22 protein-coding genes and 1 pseudogene are annotated in these 24,658 nt (G+C 66.3%); 8 read left to right on the top strand and 15 right to left on the bottom strand.

Annotated features, from left to right (window positions below):
- Positions 1-549: 549 nt before the first annotated feature.
- The 7 genes and pseudogenes from AC1PPK_RS12730 to AC1PPK_RS12700 all read left to right on the top strand — a co-directional run.
- Positions 550-3,411, top strand: coding sequence for a TonB-dependent receptor domain-containing protein (locus tag AC1PPK_RS12730; protein ID WP_481113428.1), 2,862 nt, complete (start codon positions 550-552; stop codon positions 3,409-3,411).
- Positions 3,412-3,720: 309 nt separating this feature from the next.
- Positions 3,721-6,504, top strand: coding sequence for a TonB-dependent receptor (locus AC1PPK_RS12725; protein ID WP_481113427.1), 2,784 nt, complete (start codon positions 3,721-3,723; stop codon positions 6,502-6,504).
- Between the two features lie 261 nt (positions 6,505-6,765).
- Positions 6,766-8,346, top strand: coding sequence for a PepSY domain-containing protein (locus AC1PPK_RS12720; protein ID WP_481113426.1), 1,581 nt, complete (start codon positions 6,766-6,768; stop codon positions 8,344-8,346).
- A 37-nt stretch (positions 8,347-8,383) separates the two neighbouring features.
- Positions 8,384-9,070, top strand: coding sequence for a lectin (locus AC1PPK_RS12715; RefSeq protein ID WP_481113425.1), 687 nt, complete (start codon positions 8,384-8,386; stop codon positions 9,068-9,070).
- A gap of 62 nt (positions 9,071-9,132) precedes the next feature.
- A complete protein-coding gene (locus tag AC1PPK_RS12710; RefSeq protein WP_481113424.1) occupies positions 9,133-11,310 on the top strand; it encodes a protein-disulfide reductase DsbD family protein in 2,178 nt (725 codons plus the stop codon).
- A 4-nt stretch (positions 11,311-11,314) separates the two neighbouring features.
- Complete coding sequence (locus tag AC1PPK_RS12705) at positions 11,315-11,440, top strand: twin-arginine translocation signal domain-containing protein (protein WP_481113423.1); 126 nt, start codon at positions 11,315-11,317, stop codon at positions 11,438-11,440.
- A gap of 15 nt (positions 11,441-11,455) precedes the next feature.
- Positions 11,456-11,944: pseudogene (locus AC1PPK_RS12700) on the top strand (redoxin family protein); the annotation flags it as partial.
- Between the two features lie 100 nt (positions 11,945-12,044).
- Here AC1PPK_RS12700 and AC1PPK_RS12695 read toward each other — a convergent pair.
- Positions 12,045-12,458, bottom strand: a complete 414-nt coding sequence (locus AC1PPK_RS12695) for a hypothetical protein (protein ID WP_481113422.1) — start codon at positions 12,456-12,458, stop codon at positions 12,045-12,047.
- A gap of 170 nt (positions 12,459-12,628) precedes the next feature.
- Between AC1PPK_RS12695 and AC1PPK_RS12690 the strand changes: the two genes are divergently transcribed.
- Positions 12,629-13,120: a hypothetical protein gene (locus AC1PPK_RS12690; protein WP_481113421.1), complete on the top strand. Its 492-nt coding sequence runs from the start codon at positions 12,629-12,631 to the stop codon at positions 13,118-13,120.
- A 99-nt stretch (positions 13,121-13,219) separates the two neighbouring features.
- Here AC1PPK_RS12690 and AC1PPK_RS12685 read toward each other — a convergent pair whose 3' ends face one another.
- From AC1PPK_RS12685 to flgB, 14 genes are all read right to left on the bottom strand, one after another.
- The gene (locus AC1PPK_RS12685) at positions 13,220-14,080 is read right to left on the bottom strand and encodes a flagellin N-terminal helical domain-containing protein (RefSeq protein ID WP_481113420.1); all 861 of its coding nucleotides are present in this window, start codon (positions 14,078-14,080) and stop codon (positions 13,220-13,222) included.
- A gap of 263 nt (positions 14,081-14,343) precedes the next feature.
- Positions 14,344-15,360, bottom strand: a complete 1,017-nt coding sequence (locus AC1PPK_RS12680; protein ID WP_481113419.1) for a hypothetical protein — start codon at positions 15,358-15,360, stop codon at positions 14,344-14,346.
- Positions 15,361-15,375: 15 nt separating this feature from the next.
- Positions 15,376-16,287 carry a flagellar hook-associated protein FlgL gene (gene flgL, locus AC1PPK_RS12675; RefSeq protein WP_481113418.1) on the bottom strand — a complete coding sequence of 304 codons (912 nt, stop codon included), beginning with the start codon at positions 16,285-16,287 and terminating at the stop codon, positions 15,376-15,378.
- A gap of 8 nt (positions 16,288-16,295) precedes the next feature.
- Positions 16,296-16,763, bottom strand: a complete 468-nt coding sequence (locus AC1PPK_RS12670) for a PilZ domain-containing protein (RefSeq protein WP_481113417.1) — start codon at positions 16,761-16,763, stop codon at positions 16,296-16,298.
- A 3-nt stretch (positions 16,764-16,766) separates the two neighbouring features.
- Positions 16,767-18,143, bottom strand: coding sequence for a flagellar hook-associated protein FlgK (gene flgK, locus AC1PPK_RS12665; RefSeq protein WP_481113416.1), 1,377 nt, complete (start codon positions 18,141-18,143; stop codon positions 16,767-16,769).
- Positions 18,144-18,210: 67 nt separating this feature from the next.
- The gene (locus AC1PPK_RS12660) at positions 18,211-18,624 is read right to left on the bottom strand and encodes a hypothetical protein (protein ID WP_481113415.1); all 414 of its coding nucleotides are present in this window, start codon (positions 18,622-18,624) and stop codon (positions 18,211-18,213) included.
- Between the two features lie 9 nt (positions 18,625-18,633).
- A complete protein-coding gene (locus AC1PPK_RS12655) occupies positions 18,634-19,740 on the bottom strand; it encodes a flagellar basal body P-ring protein FlgI (RefSeq protein WP_481118166.1) in 1,107 nt (368 codons plus the stop codon).
- A 10-nt stretch (positions 19,741-19,750) separates the two neighbouring features.
- Positions 19,751-20,440 (bottom strand): flagellar basal body L-ring protein FlgH, encoded by a 690-nt coding sequence (gene flgH, locus AC1PPK_RS12650; RefSeq protein WP_481118165.1) that lies wholly within the window; start codon positions 20,438-20,440, stop codon positions 19,751-19,753.
- Position 20,441: 1 nt separating this feature from the next.
- The gene (gene flgG, locus AC1PPK_RS12645) at positions 20,442-21,233 is read right to left on the bottom strand and encodes a flagellar basal-body rod protein FlgG (RefSeq protein ID WP_481118164.1); all 792 of its coding nucleotides are present in this window, start codon (positions 21,231-21,233) and stop codon (positions 20,442-20,444) included.
- A gap of 12 nt (positions 21,234-21,245) precedes the next feature.
- The gene (locus tag AC1PPK_RS12640) at positions 21,246-21,971 is read right to left on the bottom strand and encodes a flagellar basal body rod protein FlgF (RefSeq protein WP_481118163.1); all 726 of its coding nucleotides are present in this window, start codon (positions 21,969-21,971) and stop codon (positions 21,246-21,248) included.
- 3 nt (positions 21,972-21,974) lie between these two features.
- Positions 21,975-23,165: a flagellar hook protein FlgE gene (locus AC1PPK_RS12635; protein WP_481118162.1), complete on the bottom strand. Its 1,191-nt coding sequence runs from the start codon at positions 23,163-23,165 to the stop codon at positions 21,975-21,977.
- 46 nt (positions 23,166-23,211) lie between these two features.
- Positions 23,212-23,871 carry a flagellar hook capping FlgD N-terminal domain-containing protein gene (locus tag AC1PPK_RS12630; protein WP_481118161.1) on the bottom strand — a complete coding sequence of 220 codons (660 nt, stop codon included), beginning with the start codon at positions 23,869-23,871 and terminating at the stop codon, positions 23,212-23,214.
- A 1-nt stretch (position 23,872) separates the two neighbouring features.
- Positions 23,873-24,292 (bottom strand): flagellar basal body rod protein FlgC, encoded by a 420-nt coding sequence (gene flgC / locus AC1PPK_RS12625; RefSeq protein ID WP_481118160.1) that lies wholly within the window; start codon positions 24,290-24,292, stop codon positions 23,873-23,875.
- A gap of 3 nt (positions 24,293-24,295) precedes the next feature.
- Entirely contained in the window at positions 24,296-24,655 is a 360-nt protein-coding gene (gene flgB, locus AC1PPK_RS12620) for a flagellar basal body rod protein FlgB (protein ID WP_481118159.1), read from the bottom strand.
- Between the last annotated feature and the right edge of the window lie 3 nt (positions 24,656-24,658).

Raw genomic sequence — 24,658 nt, 5'->3', positions numbered from 1 at the left:
AATACGCATCAGGGCTCTCCGCACGCAGCAACCATTTCAGTCGCATCAAGTGTGCCAATACCCGAAGAGCCCCGAAAAAGCGTCGCATACCGCGCCAAACCAATGTTCTATAAGGACATTTTCACAATAAAGAGACATGACCCGGCGATTAGCGGAATGCCCCTTCAGCAGGCAATGTTGAAGCAGCAGCAGGTCTCGCAGGCTTGCTGCTGCTCAGCGCACAGCCCTTGCGTACCCCCGGTCAGAAAATTGCTGAGGCAATTGGACAATGTCCGATCAGAACCGCGCGTTCATATCCGGACAAGGGCTGCTCAAATAATTACATCGGAAAGCCCAGAATTGCATTCAAGCCAGCAACATATCTTTTTAAAATAAGCAAAACATCTTTTGTGAACATTCAAATAAACTCAAATTTTTCCTTTAAAAACAATCACAAAAACTCTACACCTCGAACAAACAACAGGACTTCTAATAAGAAATTCGATTGGCACAACGGTTGCTGAGTGCATTTCGTCCATTCACATATCAGCAAGAACGAGAGCTGCCACCATGACCAATCGTCCCCACCGAACACCCGACGCCTCCTCTCCGTTTCCGTCCGCATTCCGCCGCAAGCCCGTTGCCGCCTTCCTGATTGCCGGCCTGGCCATTTCCTCCGCGCCACTTCACGCTGCAGACGAGAAAAGCAACGCCGAGCTGCAAGGCGAACTGAACCGGGCCAACGCGGAAATCCAGCAGCTCAAGCGGGAACTCGAGAAATCGCGCGGCGCCCCCAGCGCGGTGCCTGCCACCGCTCCAGTAGCGGCCGTGCCGCCCACGCCCGAAGAGGCCGCCGAAGCCGTCAAGCCCCAGTCCCTCGACTCGGTGGTGATCCGCAGCCGCCGCCAGCTGGAAAAGCTCCACGACGTGCCGGTATCGGTTTCAGTAGTGTCGGGCGGCGAACTGGCGCGCGAGCAGGCCTCCGACTTCGAGGCCATCACCAAGCGCCTCGGCAACATCACCTTCAACCAGAACAACACCCGCGGCTCGTCCCTGTCGATCCGCGGCCTCGGCCGGCGCGGCTTCACCGAGACCCAGGACCCCAGCGTCGGCATCATCGTCGACGGCGTGCCCTACGGCCTCTCCCAGCTTGGCAACTTCGACTTCTACGACATCCAGTCGGTGGAAGTGGCGCGCGGCCCGCAGGGCACGCTGCAGGGCAAGGGTGCCAGCGCCGGCGCCCTCACCATCACCAGCAAGCAGCCATCCTTCACGCCCAGCTCCGACCTGGAGATCACCTACGGCCAGCGGGAAACCGTGATGCTGAAAGGCGCCCTCGGCGGCCCGATCATCGACGATCTGCTGGCTTGGCGCGGCTCCTTCATTGTGGACAATCAGCGCGGCTACTACACCGTCGCGGAAGACTCGAACAAGCAGCTCGACACCATGTACAACCGCAACCGGGTCAGCGCCCGCACGCAGTTCCTGCTGACCCCCTCGCCGGACTTCAACGCCAAGCTGAGCGTGGACATCCAGCCACGCGCGCCGCAATTGCAGAACGGCCTGACCAACTTCGTGGACACGCCGCTGTACTACGCCAACGGTACGCTGGTGGACCCCAGCGGCACCGGCAACCGCACGCGCCTGAACCGCAGCTGGTTCGCCGGCCGCAGTTTCGACTACAACACCTTCATCAACAGCGTCACCCGCGAAGGCAAGGTCTACCAGAACGAAACCCAGGGCCAGATCGCTTCCAGCAACGGAGCGGTGGCCGAACTCAACTACAACCTCAACGACACCCACACTCTCACGTCGATCACAGGCTACCGCCAATACACCTTCCAGGCCCGCAACGACGAAGGCACCCCCTTCGACATCAGCAAGCTGGGCGGCGGCAGCGTGTTCTACAACCAGACCACCCAGGAATTCCGCCTGACCGGCAAGCCGAACAAGCTCGTCGATTACCAGACCGGCGTCTTCCTGATGCGCACCGAGGACGAGGTGGAATCCCGCTCCGGCTACGGCGCCGACGCCGGCGCATGGTTCGCCAACAATGCCCAGTACGGCACGCTCATCACCAGCGCAGGCACAAACGTTGGCGCAGGTCGATCGCTCGCCACCGACTCCCTGAATGGGCTTTACAAATGGGGTGAGCAGTACATCAAGACCTTCAGCAAGGCCATCTACGGCCAGGCCAACATCCACCTGACCGACCAGCTGACGGTCACCGCCGGCCTGCGCATCGGCACCGAAGCCCGCTCCACCACGCAGTTCAACGCCCTCAACAACTTCGGCTACGGCACCGCGCTGAACCCGGTCTCCGTACGAATCGACGGCGCCGGTAACACCCAGTCCCTCGGCGGCTTCAGCTCCGTGGCCTACACCACGGCCAACGTCGCCAACGGCACCGCCGGCAACCTGACCGGCACCAACAGCGCAGCCCAGCTGGCTCAGGCCAATGCCGTCGCCCAGAAATACTTCGGCGTCGCCACCTATGCCGAGCTGAGCGCCGCCCAGAAGGCCCAGGTGGCCGCCGCCAAGGCGATCCGCGCGTCGCAGATCGCCACGCTGGTCAACAACGTGCGCAGCGACTACAAGGACCAGCTCCACTCCGCGGTACTGAGCCCGAAGTACAAGATCAACGATGACATCACCGCCTACGCGAGCTGGCAGTACGGCGAGAAGTCCGGTTCGGCCCTGGTGGTGAACGGCATCCCAACCACCGTCAAACCTGAAAAGACCAATGCCTACGAGCTGGGCGTCAAGACCTTCCTGCTCAACAAGACGCTCACGCTGAATGCCGACGTCTTCCTGATGGATATCAAGGACTACCAGCAGACCGTCGTCGCGGTGGACGACTTTGCGACCCAGGACAACATCAAGAACGGCATCGCCAACCCGACCGCCTATGCCAGCGTGCAAGGCAACGTGAACAAGGTGCAGGTCTCCGGCGTCGAGGTAGACGCCACCTATAACGGCATCCCCTTCACCACCTTCCGCCTGGCGGCGTCCTACAACGACGCCCGCTACAAGGACTTCAAGAACGCCGGCAAGCCGTCCGAACTGGCCTACCTGTCCAACCCCTTCATCGACCGCAGCGGCACGCGGCTGGGCGAAGCCCCGTTCTGGCAGGCCAATCTGAGCGGCGAATACCGCCGGCCGGTGTTCGGCGACAAGGTCTTCCACGCCAGCTTCACCACCGCCTACATTGGCAAGGCCAACACCGACGAGCTGATCTCCGACTACGCATGGGTGCCCGACCACGCCACCACCGATCTGGCCATTGGCCTCGGCCACGTCAGGGGCAACTACGACGTGACCTTCATCGCCAAGAACGCCTTCAACGACACCGCCCACGAGCAGGGCTGGGCCAGCTACACGCCCTACCCCTACCCCCGCTGGTACGGCATCGTGTTCAGCGGCAAGCTCTGATCCGGATGGACTGACCCGAGAAGCGCCCGCCCCGCCACGAGGTGGGCGCAGCTGCATCGCAACAAACAGTCTGAATGCGCGGCTGCTGCCTAATCAGCACCCCAGTCGTTTTTCATTTGCTTACGCCTTTTTCGCAATTCTTATCCGTCATTACATCAATCACACCAAAGCCGGCAAAAAAATCACTTTATTTCCACGACTTATTGGACGGAATATGGATTTCCTTATTTCTTATAAGCCCGATTAGCAGGCGTGGCATAGCTATTGCGGAATGTGTCCTCGAATATTTCCAAGAGGAACAGTCCCGTCATGACCAGCCACACCCAGGTTCGACCGCGCGCCACCGCCCGTCGCAACACCGCCGCCCGTTTCCGCCTGTCCCCGGTGGCCGCCGCCATCGCCGCCGTTTCAGTGCTTGCCAGCGGAGCCGTCCACGCCCAGGAAAAATCCAGCGCCGAGCTGCAATCGGAGATCACCCGCCTCAAACAGGCCCTCGAAAAAGCCCAGCAGGAACTGCAGAAGAAGGAAGGCGTCAACGCGCCCGCCGCCTCCGCCCCGAGCACCGCCGAAGCCGCTGCACCGGCCAAGGAGGAACCCACCGCCCTTGATGCCGTGGTGATCCGCTCCCGTAACCGCATCGAACGCCTGCAGGATGTGCCGCTGTCCGTCTCCGTGGTCACCGGCAAGGAACTAGATCGCCTCGGCGCCGGCGACATTGCCGAAATCACCAAGCGCGCCGGCAACATCTCGTGGAACCAGGGCAACCAGCGCACCTCCAGCCTGTCGATCCGCGGCATCGGCAAGCAGGGCCAGACCGAAGCCCAGGACCCGCCGGTCGGCGTGATCGTGGACGGCGTCAGCTACGCCTACAACGCACTGACCTCCAGCTTCAACTTCTACGACGTGGAAGCCGTGGAAGTCACCCGCGGCCCCCAGGGCACCCTGCTCGGCAAGAACGCCAGCCTCGGCGCGGTGAATATCGTGACCCGCAAGCCCTCCTTCACGCCCAGCGCCGACTACTCCCTGACCTTCGGCCAGCGCGACCGCCTGATCGGAAAGCTCGCCGCCGGTGGCCCGCTGATCGACGACCTGCTGGCCTGGCGCGGCAGCTTCGTCGTCGAAAAGGGCCGCGGCGACATCTACAACACCAACAACCCCGACCTCACCTATCAGAACATCGAACGCGTTTCCGGCCGCGTCCAGTTCCTGCTCACCCCAACCCCGGACTTCAACGCCCGTATCGCGCTGGAGCTGCAGCCCCGCTCGTCCGAAACCACCAACGGCCGCACCATCTACACGCCGACGCCGGCCACCTACGCCGACGGCTCCAAGAACCCGCTCAATACCGACGCGTCGACGCGCCTTGGGCGCCGCTGGTTCACCCAGGGCAGCTACAGCTATGCCAATGACTATCTCTATGGCGGCGGCCAAAACGCCGTCAATGTGGATGCTGCCCGCGGCCTGGTCACCGGCAGCCGTGGCTCTTCCGCCGAGCTCAACTGGGACCTGGGCAGCCACACCCTGACCTCCATCTCCGCCTACAAGGACTACCACTTCAACGCGGTGAATGACGAAGGCACGCCCTTCGACATCAACACCAACTCCGGCGGCTTCTGGAACGACTATCGCCAGGTCAGCCAGGAAATCCGCCTGACGTCCAAACCGGGCGGTTTTGTGGATTACCAGACCGGCGTCTATTTCATCAACGTTCATAACAGCAACGATTACCGCCGCTCGTGGGGCAACGACGCCGGCGCCTGGTTCGCCAGCACCGCCCAGTACAACCGCCTGGACGCCGACGCCGCCGGCCGCTCGCTGATGCAGAATTCCCTCGGCCGGCTGTCCATGTCCTACAACAGCCCGACTGGCTACCAGTCCATCAACAACAAGAGCACGGCGATCTTCGGCCAGGCCAACTGGCACATTTCCGAGCCTTTCACCATCACCACCGGCCTGCGCCTGACGCAAGAGGACCGTACCAACACCGGCAGCAGCTACATCAAGGACAACGGCAACGGCGCCGAGCTGAACCCCGTCTCCGTGAATGGCGTGCAACTGGGCGGCTTCGACTCCAACGCCAAGGGCGTACTGGGCACCAACAACGCCACCCAGCTGGCGCTCGCCAACCTGGTCGCCCAGAAGTACTTCAACGTCGCTTCCTACTCGGCCCTGAGCGATGCCCAGAAGCAACAGGTGGCCGACGCCAAGAACATTCGTGCGTCCAACATCGGCGTGGTCTTCAACAGCACCGAGGCCGAGCCTTACCGTGCTGTGCTGCCGGCCTTCGTGATCAGCCCGAGCTACAAGTTCAACAACAACCTGACCGCCTACACCTCCTGGCAGCACGGCGAGAAGGCCGGTATCGCCCAGCTCACCAACGGCATCTCCAACCAGGTCAAGCCGGAGAAGAACGACTCCTTCGAAATCGGCTTCAAGTCCGCGCTGCTCGACAAGACGCTGATCCTCAACGCCGACGTCTACGTCACCAACATCCGCAACTACCAGCAGACCACGCGGGTGCTTGACGCCTACACGACCGCCCTGAAGTCCGACGGTACCGTCTACTACACCAACGCCACCGGCAACGTGCCGAAGGTACAGTCCAAGGGCGTCGAGTTCGACGGCGTGTATGCAGGCATCAAGAACACCACGCTCCGCTTCTCCGGCGCCTACACGGATGCCCGTTACAAGGACTTCACGAACTCGGCGCAGCCCAACGAGAACGGCTACGCCGGCGCAGCGCCCTACCAGGACGTCTCCGGCCAGACCCTGCCGGGCGCATCGAAGTGGACCTTCAACGTCGGTGCCGATTACAACCGCCCGGTGTTTGGCGACAAGGTGTTCCACGCCAGCTTCAACACGGCCTACTACAGCCGCTTCAACTCCGACGTTTCCCTGTCCAGCTATTCGTGGATTCCGGACTACAGCGTCACCGACCTGGCGGTGGGCATCGGCAAGGCCGACCGTTCCTACGACGTGAGCCTGCTGGTGAAGAACGCCTTCAACGACAGCACCCCGCTGTCCGCCACCTGGAACAGCTACGTGCCCGCGGTGCCCCGCTGGGTCGGCGTGATGTTCACCGGCAAGCTGTAAGCAGAAACCTCCTCGTCTCTCGAGATTTCCCCCGGGACCACCCGGGGGGGCTTTTTTTGCAACGAGTGCTTTGAATTCAGCAGCGCCCTGCGCCGATTCCAGCAGCCCTTCCGTTGCTGAATTCCAAGCCCTTGATAACAAAGACCCCTTCGTCAAAAAGGGAATGGCATCAAGTTTGCCTGATCACTGGGATCGCCACTCCGGCGTCATTCCGGAACTCCGTTTCCGGCCCCTGTCGTCCGTCACAAGAAAGGCATCCCGGTGAAACGTCTCCTGTATCAGATCCACCGCTGGGCCGGCATCGGCTTGGCCCTGTTCATGTTCGTCTGGTTCCTGTCCGGCCTGGTCATCATGTACGCCGGCCCATCGGCGCTGGGCAAAGCCGAACAGCTGGCCCACCGGGAGCGGCTCAACCCCGAATTCGGCTGGCTGAGCCTCGGCGAAGCGTGGACGCGCAGCACCACCGAACGCCCGCAAGGCAAGGCCGTCGTCACCGACGCACGCCTGGTCCGCCAGGCCGGCCAGCCCCTGTGGCTGGTGGAAGACAGCCGCGGCGGCCGCTTCGCCCTCTCCGCCGTGGATGGCAGCGTGCACGAGACCTCCGCCGACGAAGCCACACAGATCGCCGCCCAGTGGCTGGCCGCCGACAGGGAACCCATCGCGGCCACCCCGACCTATCTGGACACCGGCATTCAGGACAGCGCCGTGCGCAACCACGAAGCGCTGCGCCCCTTCCACCGCTTCGCCATCGGCGACAGCGGGCGCGAGCTGCTGATCTCCGCACGCACCGGCGAAGTGGTGCGCGACTCCACGCGCGTCGAACGCACTCTGTACTGGACCGGCAACTGGATCCACCTGCTGCGCCCCCTCGAAGCCGCCGGCCTCAGCGCCGATACCCGCCGCACGGTGCTGGCCTGGCTCGGCTTCGTCGCCTTCGCCGCCTGCCTCACCGGCCTCATCATCGGCTGGCAGCGCTGGCGCCCGGGCTGGGGCGGCCGCCCGACCTACAAGGAAGGCCGCACCCAGCCCTACCGGGAGTTCTGGTCCAAGTACCACTTCTGGACCGGCCTGCTCGGCGGCAGCGCCGCGCTGCTGTGGGCCCTCAGCGGCTACCTGAGCAACAACCCGTTCCAGCTGTTCTCCGCCGCCGCCCCCAGCAAGGAGGAACTGGCCCGCTACCAGGGCTCTGAGCTCCCTGCGGCGATGCGCGACTGGCGCCCGTCGGCCTTCGTCACCGCCGACGAGAGCCGCCGCGTCGTCGAACTGGCCTGGCGCCGTCTCGGCGACAAGGCCGTGCTCGTCGCCCAGGACGCCGACGGCAGCCGCCAGCCGCACAACGTGGACGCCAGCGTGAGCCGCTTCGACGCTGCCGCGCTGGCCCAGGCCGCCGAGCGCCTGGCCCCCGGCAGCAAGGTCGCCGCGCAGACCACCCTCGACGCCTACGACAGCTACTACTACCCGCGCCACCACCAGAGCACCGTCGAGCGCCCGCTGCCGGTGGTCCGCATCGACCTGGACGACAAGGCGGCTACCCGGCTCTACATCGACCCTCAGGACGGCCGCCTGCTGCTGCGCCAGGACGACAGCCGCCGCGTCTATCGCTGGCTGTACTCCGCGCTGCACCACTGGGACTTCGGCGTGCTCTACCAGCGCCCCCTGTGGGACGCCTGGATGCTCGTCTGGGTGCTGCTCGGCCTGGTGCTCGGCGCCAGCAGCGTGGTGATCGGCTGGAAACGCCTGCGCCGCACCTTCCAGACCGACAAGCCGAAACCCAAGGCCAAGCCCGGCAAGCCTCAGGCCGCCGGCCAGCCGCGCCTCGCCACCGACAGCCCGGCGAGCTGAACACCGCTTTTTACAACCGACCCAGGAAACTCATCGCATGAAGCGCACCACCCTCATCGCCGCCAGCCTCGTCCTCGCCGCCGGCGCTGCCCTTGCCCAGCAGGCCGCCGAGGCGCCCAAGCTGCCCCTCGGCTTCTTCGTCACCAGCGTCGGTGTCGGCAAGGGTGCCGACCTGGGCGGCCTGGCCGGCGCCGATGCCCACTGCCAGAAACTGGCTGCCACCGTCGGCGCCGGCAACCGGACCTGGCACGCCTACCTGAGCACCCAGGCCGCCGATGGCCATCCCGCCGTCAACGCCCGCGACCGCATCGGCAAGGGCCCGTGGGCCAACGCCAAGGGCGCCATCGTCGCCAACGACGTAGCCCACCTGCACGGCGACACCGTCGAACTCGGCCAGCTCGGCAGCAACCTGCACCGCACCACCGCGCTGACCGAGAAGGGCGACCCGATCAAGGGCGTCGGCGACACCCCCAACCAGCACGACATCCTCACCGGCTCCAAACCGGACGGCCGCGCTTACAGCGATGCTGCCGACCACACCTGCAAGAACTACACGAGCAGCGGCGAAGGCAGCGTGCAACTGGGCCACTCCGACCGCACCAACCGCGGCGCCACCGGCGGCAACGTGTCGTGGAACTCCACCCACGCCAGCCGCGGCTGCAGCCAGGATGCGCTGATCGCCACCGGCGGCGCTGGCTACTTCTACTGCTTCGCCACCAACTGATCCCTCCCGCCCCGGCCTCGCCGGGGCTCCAGCGCGGGGCCTGGCCCCGCCCGATGACCACCATGCGCTCCTTTCCGATCGCCCGCCGCTTCGCTTCCGGTCTGGCCGTGCTGGCCTTGAGCCTTGCCGCCGACACCGGCTTCGCCGCGTCGTCCCGCGCCAGCACCCCGCAGGTCGAGGCCGAACTCGTCGCCTCCGTAACAGCCATCCGCCCCGGCGACGAGATCCAGCTCGGCGTGCGCCAGAAGATCATTCCCCACTGGCACACCTACTGGGTCAATCCCGGCGACTCCGGCCTCGCCACTCAGATCGCGTGGATGCTGCCGGCCGGCGCCACAGCCGGCGACATCCAGTGGCCGACGCCCGGCCGCTTCAAGCTCGGCCCGGTGGTCAACTACGGCTACGAGAAGGAGGTCGCGCTGCTCACCACCATCACGGCGCCGGCCACCCTGCCGGCAGGCGGACGCTTCCCGGTGAAGGCAACGGTGGACTGGCTGGTGTGCCAGGAAACCTGCATCCCGCAGCAGGTCGAGCTGGAACTGACGCTGCCCGTGCAGGCGGTCGGCAGCACCGTCGGTCCCGGCAGTCCGCTGATCGAAGCGGCCCGCGCCCACCTCCCCGTTGCGAGCCCATGGCCCGTCGAGGCCCGCACGGGCAAGGACGCTCTCACGCTGCGCATCACCGATGCGCGCCTTGTGGCCCGTTTCGGCAGCCCGACGCCTGGCGAGCTATGGTTCTACGCCGAGCAGTGGGGCAAGACCGTCCACGACGCGCCACAGCCGGTCACCGTCGTTGGCGATGCCCTCGAAATCCATATCAAGCCCGGCGACGAGCCGCCCAAGGCCGGCGAGACCCTTGCCGGCGTGCTGAGCATCCGCGATGGCGACGGCAAGCTGCAGGGCTATCGCATCGCCGCGCCGGTGTCCGCGGCAGTGGGCGCCACCGCGACTGCGCCGCAAGCCACCGAAAGCGCCAACCTGGGCGTCGGCATGGCCGTGCTGCTGGCCCTCGCCGGCGGGCTGGTCCTCAACCTGATGCCCTGCGTCTTCCCGGTGCTGTCCATCAAGGCCCTGTCCGTGCTGCGCCACGCCGGCCACGATCGCGCCCAAGTCCGCTTGCAGGGCCTCGCCTATACCAGCGGTGTGCTGGCCAGCTTTGCCGCCCTCGGCGCCGTACTGATCGCCCTCAAGGCCGGTGGCGCCCAGGTCGGCTGGGGCTTCCAGTTCCAGTCGCCGTCCTTCGTGCTGGCGGTGGCCTACCTGATGTTCACCGTCGGCCTCAGCCTGTCCGGCGTATTCACGCTGGGCGCCTCGGCAACCGGCATCGGCGCCTCGCTGGCCGACAAGCCGGGCTATGTCGGCAGCTTCTTTACCGGCGTGCTGGCCACCGTGGTCGCCACGCCGTGCACCGCCCCCTTCATGGGCGCCGCCCTCGGCTTTGCGCTGGGCCAACCGGCGCCGGTGCTGCTGGCGGTGTTCCTCAGCCTCGGCCTGGGCCTCGCCCTGCCCTACCTGCTGCTGTGCTTCTGGCCGGCGCTGCAGCGTGCGCTGCCACGCCCCGGCGTGTGGATGGAACGGGTCAAGCAGGCGCTGGCCTTCCCGATGTACGGCGCCGCCGTGTGGCTGGTGTGGGTGCTGGCCCAGCAGGCCGGCCCCAACGCCATCGCCATCGCGCTGGGCGGCATGCTGGCCATCGCCTTCGCCGCCTGGCTCTACGACAGCAGCCGCCACGCCCATGTGTTCGCCCGCCACGGGGGCACCGGCGTGGCCCTGCTGACGCTGGTGGCGGCGCTGGGCGGCGGCTACGCCGGCGTGCAGGCCAGCGCCGCCAATGCAGCCGCCCCGGCCACGGCCGGCAAGCACGCCTGGGAGCCCTACAGCAAGGCCCGCTTCGACGAACTGCGCGCCGCCGGCAAGCCGGTGTTCGTCAATTTCACCGCTGCCTGGTGCATCACCTGCCTGGCCAACGAGAAGGTCGCCCTCAGCGACGCCGGCGTGGCCGATGCCTTCCGCCAGGCCGGCATCACCTACCTGAAGGGCGACTGGACCAACCAGGATCCGCAGATCTCCGCCCACCTGGCCGAGTTCGGACGCAGCGGCGTGCCGCTCTACCTGCTCTACCCGGCCGGCGCCGGCACCGCACCGCAGGTGCTGCCCCAGCTGCTCACCCCCGCCACGGTCCTGTCCGCCATCGCCACGGCCGGGCTGGCCACCGATTCCCCCAAACTCGCCAAGGAGTAACACGATGCCTTTCGCTCTCTCCCGCCGCAGCCTGCTCAAGCTCGCCATCGCCGCCCTGCCGCTGGCCGCCGTCGGCAGCGCCCACGCCAATGCCGAGATCGGCCAGCCGGCCCCGGCCTTCACCGCCTAGGGCGCCGACGGCAAGCCGGTCAGCCTGGCCGCCTACAAGGGCAAGACCGTGGTGCTCGAATGGACCAACCACGAATGCCCCTTCGTCGTGAAGCACTACGAGAGCGGCAACATCCCGCAACTGCAGAAGGACGCCACCGCCAAGGGCGTGGTGTGGCTGCAGGTGATCTCCTCCGCCCCCGGCAAGCAGGGCCACGTAGAAGGCGCCTCGGCGATCAAGATCAACAGCTTCCGCAACGCGGCGCCGAGCGGCACCGTACTCGACCCGGACGGCAAGATCGGCAAGCTCTATGGCGCCCAGACCACGCCGCACCTGTTCATCGTCGATCCGGCCGGCAAGCTGGTGTACAAGGGCGGCATCGACAGCATCCCGTCGGCCCGCAAGGATGACATCGCCAAGGCCGACAACTACGTCAAGCTGGCCCTCGCCGACCTCGGCGCCGGCCGCCCGGTGGCCCACGCCAGCACCAAGCCCTACGGCTGCTCGGTGAAGTACGCCGACTGAAGCGCGTTCCAATGGGGCGGGCCGCCGACTACACGGCGCCCCGCCCCTCATGCATTTGAGCTGTCATCCCGCCACGGCGGGAATCAGGCCATTGGGATGATCAGTCGCCCCGCTCGCTGCGACGCTCCAGATCCTGCTCGAAGGCGGCGATGATGGCCTCTTCCCGCGTGTCGAACAGCGGCCCCGGCAAGCCAGCGTAGCTGGCCAGCGTCGGTGCCTCGGCCTCGTCGCTGGCGACATGAAACAGGAACTCCCCATCCGGCGTCGCATACACGCTGAACAGGCTGTTGGCGTACACCACCGGCAGTTCGGCCGCCAGGCTGCCGACCTCCACGTCGTAGAGTTCGCAGGCCGCTTCCAGCGCAGCTTCGTAGCTGTCCTCGAAGGGACTGTCCTGGTAGGTGTCATCGTCGATCTCCACGCCGGCCGCTTCGTACACATAGCCGCCTGCCTGGGGCACGTGCCAGATCGCGAAGTCGATATGCTGGAAAACCTTGCTCACCTGCTTGGCCATTTTTCGTCTCACTGATTGATGCGTGTTCGGGCCCGAACTATAGCAATGCCGGGCCGGCATGGCGCAGCGCGGCAAGCAGCGAATCCGGCGGCCCCTTGATACCGGTTAAAGCCCTGGCCGCCGGTCTGGTTGACAATGCCGGCCCCGATCCGAAGATGCGGAAAACAGATATGCAGACCAGACAATGGCTCGCCCTGACGCTTGGCACGCTCACGTTGCTGGCCGCGCCGGGCCAGGCGTCCTTCGCCGCCGACGCCCACCACCACGAGCACCACGGCGCCGCACCGGATACCACGCTGCACCTGAACGCCGGTGCCCAATGGGAAACCGACGCCACGCTGCGCCAGGTGATGGGCGACATCAACCGGGCCCTGGCCGACGCGCTACCGGCCATTCACCGGGAACGCTTCGGCAAGCGCGACTACGCGGCCCTCGCCGCCACCGTCGAGCGGAAGGTCGCCTACGCCGTCGAACACTGCCGGCTGGCCCCGGAGACCGACGAAATGCTGCACCTCGTCATCGCCGACATACTCGGCGGCGCGGAGATGATGCGCAGCAAGACGCCCGCCCGACGGCACGCCGGCGCCGCCCGCCTGCAGCGGGCCCTGCAGTCCTACGGCACCTACTTCCAGCACCCCGGCTGGCGCCCCGCGGCCGACTGACGAACATCACGCGCAAAAAAACCCGATGGCGCGGGGAGCGGCATCGGGTCGCACTCTGCCCCCGCCGGGCGGGGGCATCCGTCATCCTGTGGCGGATGATTACTGCATCAGCGACATGACCATCTGGGACATGCTGTTGGACTGCTTCAGCATGGAGGTGCCGGCTTGCATCAGCATCTGCTTGGAGGTCATGTTGGCGGTTTCGGAAGCGTAATCCACGTCCATGATCCGGCCCTTGGCGGCAGCCGTGTTGGTGCTCATGTTGGCCAGGTTGTTGTAGACGTGGTCGAGGCGGTTAGCCGCGGCACCCAGGGCGGAACGCACGGTGCTGACGGCAGCAATGGCGGTTTCCAGCTTGGTGATCGTACCGTTTGCGCCTGCAACGCTGGTGATGTCGGTGCCGGGGGTACCGGGGGTCGTGTAGGTACCGGATGCGGCACCCAGAGCGGTGTCCAGAGCGGTCATGTTCGTGGCCTGGTTGACGATCATCGTCTCACTGGCGCTGGCACCGATCTGGAACGTCACCGAACCGGCAATGGTGCCGCCTTTCAGCAGCTTGGTACCGCCGAAAGTCGTGTTGTTCATGATGTTGGTCAGTTCGTCGCCCAGCGAATCGTATTCCGCCTGCATCGAGGTCTGGTCATCCGAGGAGGAGGTTCCGTTGGCGGACTGGGTCGCCAGATCCTTCATGCGCTGCAGGATGTCGGTGACTTCCTTGAAGGAGCCTTCGGCGGTCTGCATCATCGAGATGCCGTTCTGCGCGTTGCGCTGGGCCACCGCCATGCCACGGGTCTGGGAGTCCAGACGGGTGGCGATCTGCAGGCCGGCCGCATCGTCCATCGCGGAGTTTACGCGGAAGCCGGTGCCCAGACGGGCCATCGAGGTGGACAGATTCTTCTGGGTCGCAGCGAGAGAGTTCTGCGAGGTCAGGGAGGCGATGTTGGTATTGAGGCTCAGCATGGCAAGACTCCTAATCTAGGTTGTTCATTCAGGGCACCCGTTCCTGCGCCCTCATCAGTCAAAGGCGACTGCCCGGCGAAAATCCTTAAATCATTTCGAGAAGATTTCCCGACAGGGAGTAGTGAGCCGCCATTCGCGCGGCCGGTCTGTCTCCCACCGGGCGCAGCATGGAAAACGGACCGGGAATGCGCGCCGTCCCCCGCGCATCGACGCCGGAACGGATCGGGGAAAAGCAGGACGCAGAGGGGCTGAAGCGGCGGAGACTAAGCCAACCCCAGCAGTGCCGAAACCCGTTCGCGGGTGAGGCCGCGGGTGGCCGGCAGCACGTCGGCCAGCGCCGCGAAGGAGGCGGTACGGGCCTCGGTCTCGAATTGGGTCGCCAGGCCGTGGACGCGCTGCGCCTCCCCGGTGTCCGGCGCCCCCACGTCGGCCGCCAGATGGATCAGCGCACTGTCGGTGGCGCTTTGCAGGGTTTCCAGCGCCTGCCCGGCGAGCACCACGGCACGCAGCGTCTGGCGCTGGGCCGCCGGGCTGTCGACCTTCCAGGTATCGGGACGGATTGCCGCCGCGTCGGCATCGATGCGCACGCGGCTGAACTGGCCGGTCGGGTAGCGCCGGCCCTCCCCCTTGACCTGCAGGCTGTCGCGCACCGCCGGCCAGTCGGCTTCGGCGGCACTGAACTGCAACACGCCGTCGGCATCCACCGCCACACGCACGCCCAGGGGCGCCAGCGCAAGATCCAGGCGCCGGCCGACGACCCGTGGCGACGAACCGGGCTCGATGGACAGCCGCGCGGACAGACGGCCGCGCACGGAAAACTGCAGCGTCTCCGCCCCCGCAGCCGCAACGCCGGACGTATCCAGCCCACGCACGCGGAAACTCTGGCGGGCCTCGCCGGCGCCGACCAGTTGCAACGTGCCATCCACGCTGCCGTCCGTCGCGCTCGGGCGGGTCTGCCAGAAATCGGCAAAGCGCTGCAATTGCGGCTGCACACCGGTGCCGGACATCTGCTGTCCGGCCAGCGCGTCCCCGACGCCTTTCTTCAGGTCGGCGAGCAGCACTTGCGCGCGGCCGGTGAAGGCCTGGGTCAGCTGCAGCGCGGAAGCCTGCCGGTTGAGTCCTTCCCGCTGGCCAAAACCGCGGTCGCCCGTGAGGGCGAGGATCGGCGTTGACGACGCCGGCCCCGCATCACGCCCCGACGCCGGCGTGGCCGACGAGCGCGGCGCGGCGGCCACACCGGCCGCCGTCGTGCCGCGGGCCTGGATGGCGGAGATCTGCATCGATGCCGCCATCGATCAGATCACGTCGAACAGGGACAGCTGACTGACCCGCGCATAGGCCTTCTGCGTGGCCTGCGCCGCCTGGGTGTAGCCATTGAGCTTGATCACCGCGTCGCCATAGTCGAGCTGCCCGAGGTCGATCAAGGCCTGCTGGTTGGACAGGCTGACGTTGGCGAAATTGCCGTCCAGGGTTTCGAGAATGTTCTGCATGCCGCCCAGATGGGCGATCTTGCTGCTGAACTGGCCCATCGTCGTATCGATGGTGTCGAGGGTAGCGGTCAGTTGCGCCCGCGTCGCCGGCACATTGGCGCTCGCCCCCGGGGCGCTCAGTGCGCTGCCCGTAGCTTCCAGCTGGTTGAGCATCGCGGCCATCTCTTCGACGGTCACATTGGCGCTCTGCGTCACGCCGTTGCCGACGGCCACCTGCTGCTGCCCCAGATTGCCCTGGTAGCTGTAGCGGGAGCCGGCGGGCTGGGTCGCGTCATAAACGATGGGCTGCGTCGAGGTCTTGGTGCCGGAGAAGAGGTAGCGCCCTTCCTGATCCCTGGCGTTGGCGCCGTAGAACAGGCTGTCGCCGATCGCCTTGAGGGACGACGTCATGGCGGCCACGTCTTCCGACGAGTTGGCCCCGTCAAGGGCCCACACCATCAGGTCGCGGGCGCTCATCATGTCCGAGTTCATGCTGTCCAGGCTCACCTCGTTCTGGCTCAGGCGGACCTTCAGCGCACCGATATTGTCGCGATACTGCTTCACCGCGGACTCCTCCCGGTTCAACCGGGAAAGGCGCACATCGGTGATCGGATCGTCGGACGGAAGCAGCAGTTTCTGCCCCGTGGACATCTGCTGCATGACCGTCTCGAGCCGGGATGAAGCCGTCTGCAGCGTGCTGCTCATCGTGCTGTGATACTGGGTGGTGGATATGCGCATCGCTGGCCTCACTGGTTTTCAAGGGACTGGGTCGGCGCCGCCGCCACGTTCTGGTGCCGTTCCAGCTCGGCCACGGCATGTTCGACGATGGTCTCCGCCGACGCCGACAGGCCCGTAAAGCGGCACCCAACCACGTACTGCTGACCGAGCAGGAAGGTGTGCAGAAGCCGCCGCGAGCGGACTTCGAGTTCGGTCAGGAAGCTGCGCCCCGAACCGAGCTCGACCCACACGCGCGGCAGACGCCGCCCAACGTAGAGCAGCGTGGCCTGCGTCGGCGATGCGCGCAGTCCGATGCCGCCGCGGGCGAGATCGTCCACGCCCAGCACGCGGAGCCGCCCCCCCAAGGTGAACTCGGCCATGAAGGGCAGGCCGACCGGCGCCTGCACCCGAGTGTAGCGCCGCCGCTGGACGAAGGCCGGCTCGACACTCTCCGGGCTGCCATCCGGGTCGGCGGGCAAGGACGAAGGGCCGGGCATCCGTCAGCCCAGCATCGACAGCGTGGCGTCGAACAGATCGTTGGCCACCGCGATGACCTTCATGTTCGACTTGTACATCTGCTGGTACTGGACCAGGTTCATCGCCTCTTCGTCCTGGTTGACGCCGCTGGTGGACGCCCAGCTGTCCTCGCTCTGGCTGCGCACCGTCTGGGCCGTCTTGAGGGAAGTCTGGTTCTGCTGGCTGCTCATGCCCAGCTTGCCGACCAGCTGCGTCACCGCGTCGCCGAGGCTCACCGTCCCCAGCGATGCCAATGCCAGCGGCGCCTGCTGAATGGCAATCACCTGCTTCAGGTTGGCGCTGTCGCCGGGCAGGCTGGGATCGGACGAAAAGCCGAGCGCCTGAGCGGAAATGGACGAATCGACCCGCAGCATGCCGGTCACGCTGCTCGCATCGAAGATGAACAAGGGTTTGCCGGGGCTGCCGTCCATGCCATAGCCGGCCTGCAACTGGGTGTTGATGGCCGACGACATCTGGCTCGCCATGTCGGTGATCGACTGCATGGTCGGCACCAGCACGCCACGCTCCAGCTCGTCCAACCCGCCCAGCTGGCCGCCCAGACCGCTGACCGGCAGCTTGAAGCTCTCCTTCGCAAAATTCACGCTGAGAATCTGCGAGCCATCCACCTTGGTGCTCACCCCCAGCGTGGCGGCAATACCGCCGACGACCAGCGGTTGGCCGGATCGCAGGGACACGCTGCGCGTGCCGTCGTTCTGGTCCACCACCTGCACGCCGACCAGGCTGGCCAGCGAATCGACCTTCTGATCCCGCTCGTCGATCAGGCCCGAGGCATTGACCCCGCTGGCCATGGCAGCGGAGATCTGCTTGTTCAGCGTCGCAATGTCCGTCGACAGCGTGTTGACCTGGCCGACCGCCGCGGTGCGCTGCTGCTGTACCGACGCGCGCTGGTTGGACAGCACCTGGTTGAGGCTGTTGAAGCGTTGGGCCATCGCCTCCCCGGTGGTGATCACCTGCTGGCGCAGCGGGCTCGACGTGGGGTCCACGCTGGCCGCGTTAAGGGCGCTGAAGAAGGCATCCAGGCCGCTGTTGAGGCCGGCGGTCGAGTCGCCCATCACCTGCTCCAGCTGGGTCAGGTAGGGCTGGGTGACGGTGTACTGGCCGAGGCTGGTCGCGGCCCGCCACATCTGCTGGCTCTTGTAGCTGTCGGCAAAGCGCGTCAGCGCCGACACCTCGACGCCACTGCCGGCGGACAGGCCGCTGTTGGCCGGCTTGAGGGCGGTCAGCAGCACGCCCTGCCGGGTGTAGCCGGGCGTCATGATGTTGGCGGTGTTCTGGCTGGTCGCGTTGAGGGCGACCTGGGCGGCCAGGCTGCCGGACAGTGCGTTGTTGATGATGCTCATGGGCAGGCGGTTCCTGTGTCGGGGCGGCGCAGATGCGACAGCCCCTTTCTCACGGAAAGGCGACCACTCAGGGCCGCGGCTTAAACGGGATGGCGGCGGGAAGCGGGCCGGCAGAGACGGGCCGCGCCCCGGTGCCGCCGGCCGCCGGGCTGCGTGCGTCGGGCTGCAACTGGGCGAGGATCGCGTCGGCCACGCCGAAGGCGCGCTGCCCGGCGAGCACGTCGGCCAGCTTGCCATCGGCGATCTCCAGCATGTCCTGGTTGATGTGGCTCTGGAACATGCTGTCCTCGTCGGCCATCTCCCGCGTCACGCTGCGCATCTGCTTGAGCATGTCGGCGATGAAGAAGGATTCGAACTTCTCGGCGGCGGCCACCACGCGGGCGCGCTCGGCGTCTTCGCCGCCGGCGCCGCGCGGCAGGTCGAGGGTCTGCTCGGCCGCCGTCGGGGCCACCGATGAAGACAGGGCTGGATTCAGTTTCACGGGCCTCTCCTAGATGACGATCAGTTCGCCGTCGATGGCGCCCGCTTGGTCGAGGGCCTGCAGGATCGCCATCACGTCGTCGGGATTGGCGCCGATGCTGTTCACGGTGTCGATGATGGCCTGCAGGCTGACCCCGGACGGCCACTTGAACATGCGTCCGCCGCTCTGCTCCACCTTCACCTGGGACTGGGGCACCACCGTCGTCTGGCCGCGCCCGAAGGGGCCCGGCTGGCTGACCTGCGGCATCTCGGAGATGACGACCTTCAGCGAACCGTGGGAGATCGCCGCGGCACGCACGCGCACCCCTTCCGAGATCACCACGGTGCCGGTACGCGAATTGAAGATGACCTTCGGGCGGTTCTCGCCGATCTCCACCGGCAGCGTCTCCAGGTCGGCCACGAAGGCGACCCGGCGGGTCGGGTCGGGCGGTGCGATGACGTCCACGCTGGTCGCATCGCGGGTGCTGGCGAGCTGCCCGTAGCGGCGGTTGATCGCCTCGACGATATTGGTCGCGGTGCGGAAATGGGGGCGCTTGAGGCTCAGGCGGATCGTCGGCTGAGTGTCGAAATCGCTCTCGATCTCCCGCTCGACGGTGGCGCCGTTGGGAATGCGCCCGGAGGTCGGGCTGTTGACCGTCACGCTGGAGCCGCTGGCTCCCTGCGCGGCGACGCCGCCGACCACCAGCTGGCCCTGGGCCAGCGCGTAGATCTCGCCATCCGCGGCGCGCAGCGGCGTCAGCAGCAGCATGCCGCCGCGCAGGCTCTTGGCGTCCCCCATCGACGACACCGTGATGTCGAGCTGCTGGCCGCGCCGGTAGCCCGGCGGAAAGACCGCGCTGACCATCACCGTCGCCACGTTCTTCAGGCGCGAGGCGTTGCCTTCCGGCGGCTTGATGCCGAACTGCTTGAGCATGTTGCTCACCGACTGGCTGGAAAACTTGACCTGGGTGCTGTCGCCGCTGCCTTGCAGGCCGACGACCAGACCGTAGCCGAGCAACTGGTTCTCGCGCACGCCCTCGACGCTGACCAGCTGGCCGAGAGCCTGGGCGGCATGCACCGCGGGGACGGGAAGGAGCAGCGCGGCGGCAAGGCCGAGCAGGCACAGACAGGCTTTCATGGGCGGACTCTCAGAAAGGACTCCAGGGGCTGTTGAAGAAGCGGCTCAGCCAGCCCGGTTCGTTGGCGTCGGCCAGCGTGCCACGCCCGGAATAGGCGATGCGCGCATTGGCGATGCGCAGGGACGAGACCCGGTTCTCGGTGTCGATGTCGGACGCGCGCACGTAGCCGGCCAGGCGCAGCAGTTCCTCGCCCTGGTTCAGGTACAGGCTCTTCTCGCCACTGACGCGCAACAGGCCGTTGGGCAGCACTTCCTGCACGATGACGGTGATCGCCCCCTGCAGAGTGTTCTGCTGGCGGCTCGACGCGTTGCCGGCGAAATTGCGGTTGGCGTCGAAGCCGAGGCCGGTGCTCTTCACCGCCTTGCCGAACAACGTGACCGGCGCCAGCGTCGCCCCGCTCTTCTTGTCGATGGCGGTATCCGCCGACTTGCTGGCCTGGGTGGTCTCTTCCAGTTGCACGGTCAGCACATCGCCGGGACGGAAGGCACGGCTGTCGGCGGTGCTGGCCCACGGTTGCTCGCCGGAGAAGACGCCGCCGGCCCGCGCCTTGCGCGCAGCCGGAACCGGAATATTCGGCCGGGCACCGTCGTCGAGCGGCGGAATCTGCGCCGGCTGGATCGCCGCGCACGCGGCCAGCAGGCCGGCAGCGCAGGCGGCCAACCCGTTCCGGATACGTGGCAGGGCGTGGGCGGCGGACATCTCAGCGGGTCGCCTGGGCGAGGTTCTGCATCATGTTGTCGGCGGCGGACAGCACCTTGGTGTTCATCTCGTAGGTCCGCTGCGCGGCGATCATGTCCACCATCTCCTCGACGACCTGCACGTTGGAGCCTTCCAGCGATCCCTGCTTGAGCTTGCCGAGGCCTTCCTCGCCGGGGTTGGCCTCGGTCGGCGCGCCGCTGGCGGTGGTCTCCTGGTAGAGGTTCTCGCCGAGGGCCAGCAGGCCGGCCGGATTGACGAAGTTGGACAGGGTGATCTGCCCGACCTCCTTGGCCGTGGCGGAGCCGGACTGGGTGATCGACACTGCGCCGGTGTCGCTGATGGTCACCGAGGTGGCGTCGGCGGGGATGGTGATCTCCGGCTGCAGCGGGCGGCCCTGGGTATTCACCAGCTGGCCTTCGGCACTGACCTGCAGCTGACCGGCGCGGGTGTAGCCGATCTCGCCGCTGGGCTGCAGCACGCGGAAGAAGCCCTTGCCGAGGATGGCCACATCCAGCGGCTGGCTGGTGGTCTGCAGGCTGCCGGTGGTAAACACCTTCTGGGTGCCGACCAAGCGCGTACCGTTACCCAGCTGCACGCCCACCGGCGAACTCGCGCCGGTGTTGTTGCCCTGGGTGCCGGGCTGGCGGTCCACCTGATAGAACATGTCCTCCATGACCACCCGGTCGCGCTTGAAGCCGACGGTGTTCACGTTGGCGATGTTGTTGGCGATGGCCTGGAGCTTGGCATCCTGGGCCTGCACGCCGGTCTTGCTGATCCACATGGCGGGATTCATGGTCTTTTTCCTTTATTCGGAGATCAGGTGATTGCCGCTGGCGGCCATCGAGTCGGCCGACTTGAGCAGGCGCATCTGGATTTCGAATTCCCGGTTGAGGCTCATGGTCGCCACCATTTCCTCCACCGCCGAGACGTTGCTGCTTTCCAGGTGCTTGCTGCTGACCGTCACCGTTTCATCGGTTGGCAGGGCCGCGCCGTTGCGGGCGACGATCAGGCCGGCTTCGTTCTTGGTGAGCTGGGCGGCGTCGGCGCGCACCAGCTTCAGGCGGTCCACCGGCTGCATGTCGCGCTGGCCGGGAGACAGCACGGAGATCGTGCCATCGGTGGCGATCTCCACCTGGCTGTGCGGCGGCAGTACGATCGGGCCGTCGTCGCCGAGCACCGGGTGACCGTTGGCGGTCAGGGCCCCGTCGCCGTCGACGGCCAGGTTGCCGGCCCGGGTGTAGGCCTCGCCGCCCTGCCAGCGCACCGCCAGCATGCCCTCGCCGCTGATCGCCACATCCAGGTCGCGGCCGGTCTCGCGCACACCGCCGCCGCGCATGTTGAGGCTGTTGGCCTGCAACTGGCTGAAGTGGCGGCTGTCGTAGCCGTAGCCCGGCACCGCCTGGCTGGTGGCCAGCTCCATATCGGCCCGGAAGCCGCTGGTGTCGGCGTTGGCCAGGTTGTTGGCCCGCACCTGCTGGGCGTGCAGGGCACGCTCGGCGCCGCTCATGATGGTGTAGATCAGCGCGTCCATGGCTTAGATCGCCTGCATCAGGTTCTGCATCATCTGGCTCTGCGCCGAGATCACCTTGGTGTTGGCCTGGTAGTTGCGCTGGGCCGTCATCAGGCTGACCAGCTCGCCGGTGAGTTCGACGTTGGACTGCTCCAGCGCACCGGCACTCAGCTTGCCGGCCAGGCCGCTGCCCGGTGTGAAGAACAGCGGCGTGCCGGACTCGCTGGACATGATCCAGCTGGTCCCGCCGGCCGGCGTCAGCGAGCCTTCATCGGGAAAGGTCGCCAGCGCGATGGTGCCGGCGCGCTGCTTCTGGCCATTGCTGTACTGGACCATGACACCACCGTCCTCTGCGATCTGGACACTGCTCAGGGAGCCGGACGCGTAGCCGTTGGCGGCGTTGGCGCTGGTGGTGGCCTCGCCGGCAAACTGGGTGGAGCCGGCGTAGTCGATGTTCACCGTCAGTGCGTCAGCGCCGGCGGGCGTACCGAGGGCCAATGCGACCGGCGCAGCCGGCGTGGAGAGCTGGCCATTGACGTCAAAATGCAGCGTGGTCGTCGTGGCCGGCAGCACCGCCCCGTCGAAGCTGTAATGAACGGTCACTTCACTGGTCGCCGACTTGACGAAATACTGGGTCACGCTGTGCTGGGTACCGAGGGAGTCGTACACCATCGAAACCATCGAACCGTTGAAGGTCTGCGGATCGGCTGCGTCGAAGGGCGTCACCGTCGGCGCGCTCCAGTCGGCCGACATGTTGGCGACGTACTGCAGTTTGTCAGTGGCATTGGCTGCCATCTGGCTGGCCGGCACCTTCAGATCGCCCATCGCGCCGAGGCTGGTACTCCCCGGCAGCGCCGCATAACCCTGCACGTGGCGCCCGGAACCATCGACCACGTATCCGTCCTTATTGACCGAAAAAATCCCCACGCGGCTGTAGAGGGACTGGCCGGACATATCCTTGCTGACGAAGAAGCCACGCCCGAGGATCGCCGCGTCCATGCCGCGTCCGGTGCTCTGCACACCGCCACCGACAGCGATGCTCTGGGTCTGAGACGAAACGGTTGCCCCCGTGGCTTGGGAGCCGGCGTACTCCGACGCGAAATCGGCACGGCTCGACTTGAAGCCGTAAGTGCCCGAGTTTGCAATGTTGTTACTGATGGTATCCAGCTGGGTGTTGACTGCGTTGATGCCGGACAGGGCGATTTCGAAGCTCATGATGGATTCCTTATGACGGACTATTCGTTGGGCACGGTCGGAAAACTCAACCTGCGGGACTGTTGAAACCGGTGATCGCCGACGACGCGACCTCGCCGACATTGGTGACCTTCAGGACCACCCCCGAACTGCCGGAGACACGGACGCTCTCCAGTTTGCCGGCGATGTCCACCGCCGGCGTCTCACCGCCGGCGGTTTTGACCGCAATGCTGTAACGGCCGGGCGCAAGGCCCAGGCTGGCCGGATCGAGACTGAAAGTGTTCACGCCCACACCACGGCTGCCGAGAGCCACGCTATGAGCCTGGCCCAGCGCATCGGTCAGCACGAGACTCGTCGCAGCGCTGCCGCTGGCCAGTTCGAAGCGGCCGTTGAGGGCCTGGTTGCCGAGCTCCACGCTGTCGCTGCGCACCGTCACGTCGCTGCCGATGCGCGCGCCGAGCAGCAGGGTCTGCAGGCCGTCCATCTGCGTCGCGGCGCTCTTGCCCTGGCTGACCAGGGACTGCAGCGCCGAGGTCTGGCTGAGCTGGCTCAGCTGGGTCACGAACTGGGAAGGATCCTGGGGATTGAGCGGATCCTGATTCTTGATCTGGGCCACCAGCAGCGTCATGAACATGTCGTCGCTGACGCCGAGCCCGTTGCTCTTGACGGCAGCGCTGTCGCTGGCGGTGCTGGTCGCGCTGGTGGAGGAATTGAAAACGGCACTCATCTCAACTCTCCCCCATCCGCAGCAGGGCCTGCTGCATGCCCTTCACGCGGCCGAGCACTTCCACATTGGTCTCGAAGGCGCGGGAGGCTTCCATCATGTCGGTCATCTCGGCCACCGAGTTGACGTTGGGATAGAACACCATGCCGTCCTCGTTGGCCTGGGGATTGCCGGGCTCGTACACCTTGCGCACCGGCTCGCTGCTCTGCACCACGTCGAGCACGCGCACGCCGGCCACTGCCGGCTGGCCGTCCGCGCTGCCCTGGTAATAGGTCGCGAAAACCGGCTTGCGGGCGTGATAGGTCTTGTCCTCGCTGGGCGCGGCGGTCTGGGCGTTGGCCAGGTTGCTGGCCACCGTGTTGAGGCGCAGGCTCTGGGCGGTCATGGCCGCTCCGGCGATCTGCGCGATGCTTCTGAACGACATGGCTTATTGCCCCTCGATGACTCGGGCCAGGCCCTTGAGTTTCATGTTGATAAAGCTCAGGCTGGTCTGGAAATCCGACGCGTTCTGGGAGAACGCCGCCTGCTCGACGCCCAGCTCGACGGTGTTGCCGTCGGCGCTGGCCTGGTTGGGCACCCGGTAGCGCAGCTCGGCCGCATCGCCGCCCGCCGCGCCGCCCTGCCCCGCGACGGCCTCGCGGAGGCTGGCCGCGAAGTCCACGTCGCGCGCCTGGTAGCCCGGCGTGTTTTCATTGGCGATGTTGGATGCCAGAATCCTCGTCCGCTCGGCACGCAGCTTCAGCGTGTCGGCGTGGACTCCGAGAGCCTTGTCGAAATCGATACTCATGCG

The organism is Zoogloea sp. JDB1 (assembly GCF_056724025.1).
Note: the sequence above shows the minus strand (reverse complement) of the source record. Positions and strands in the feature narration are given on the sequence as shown.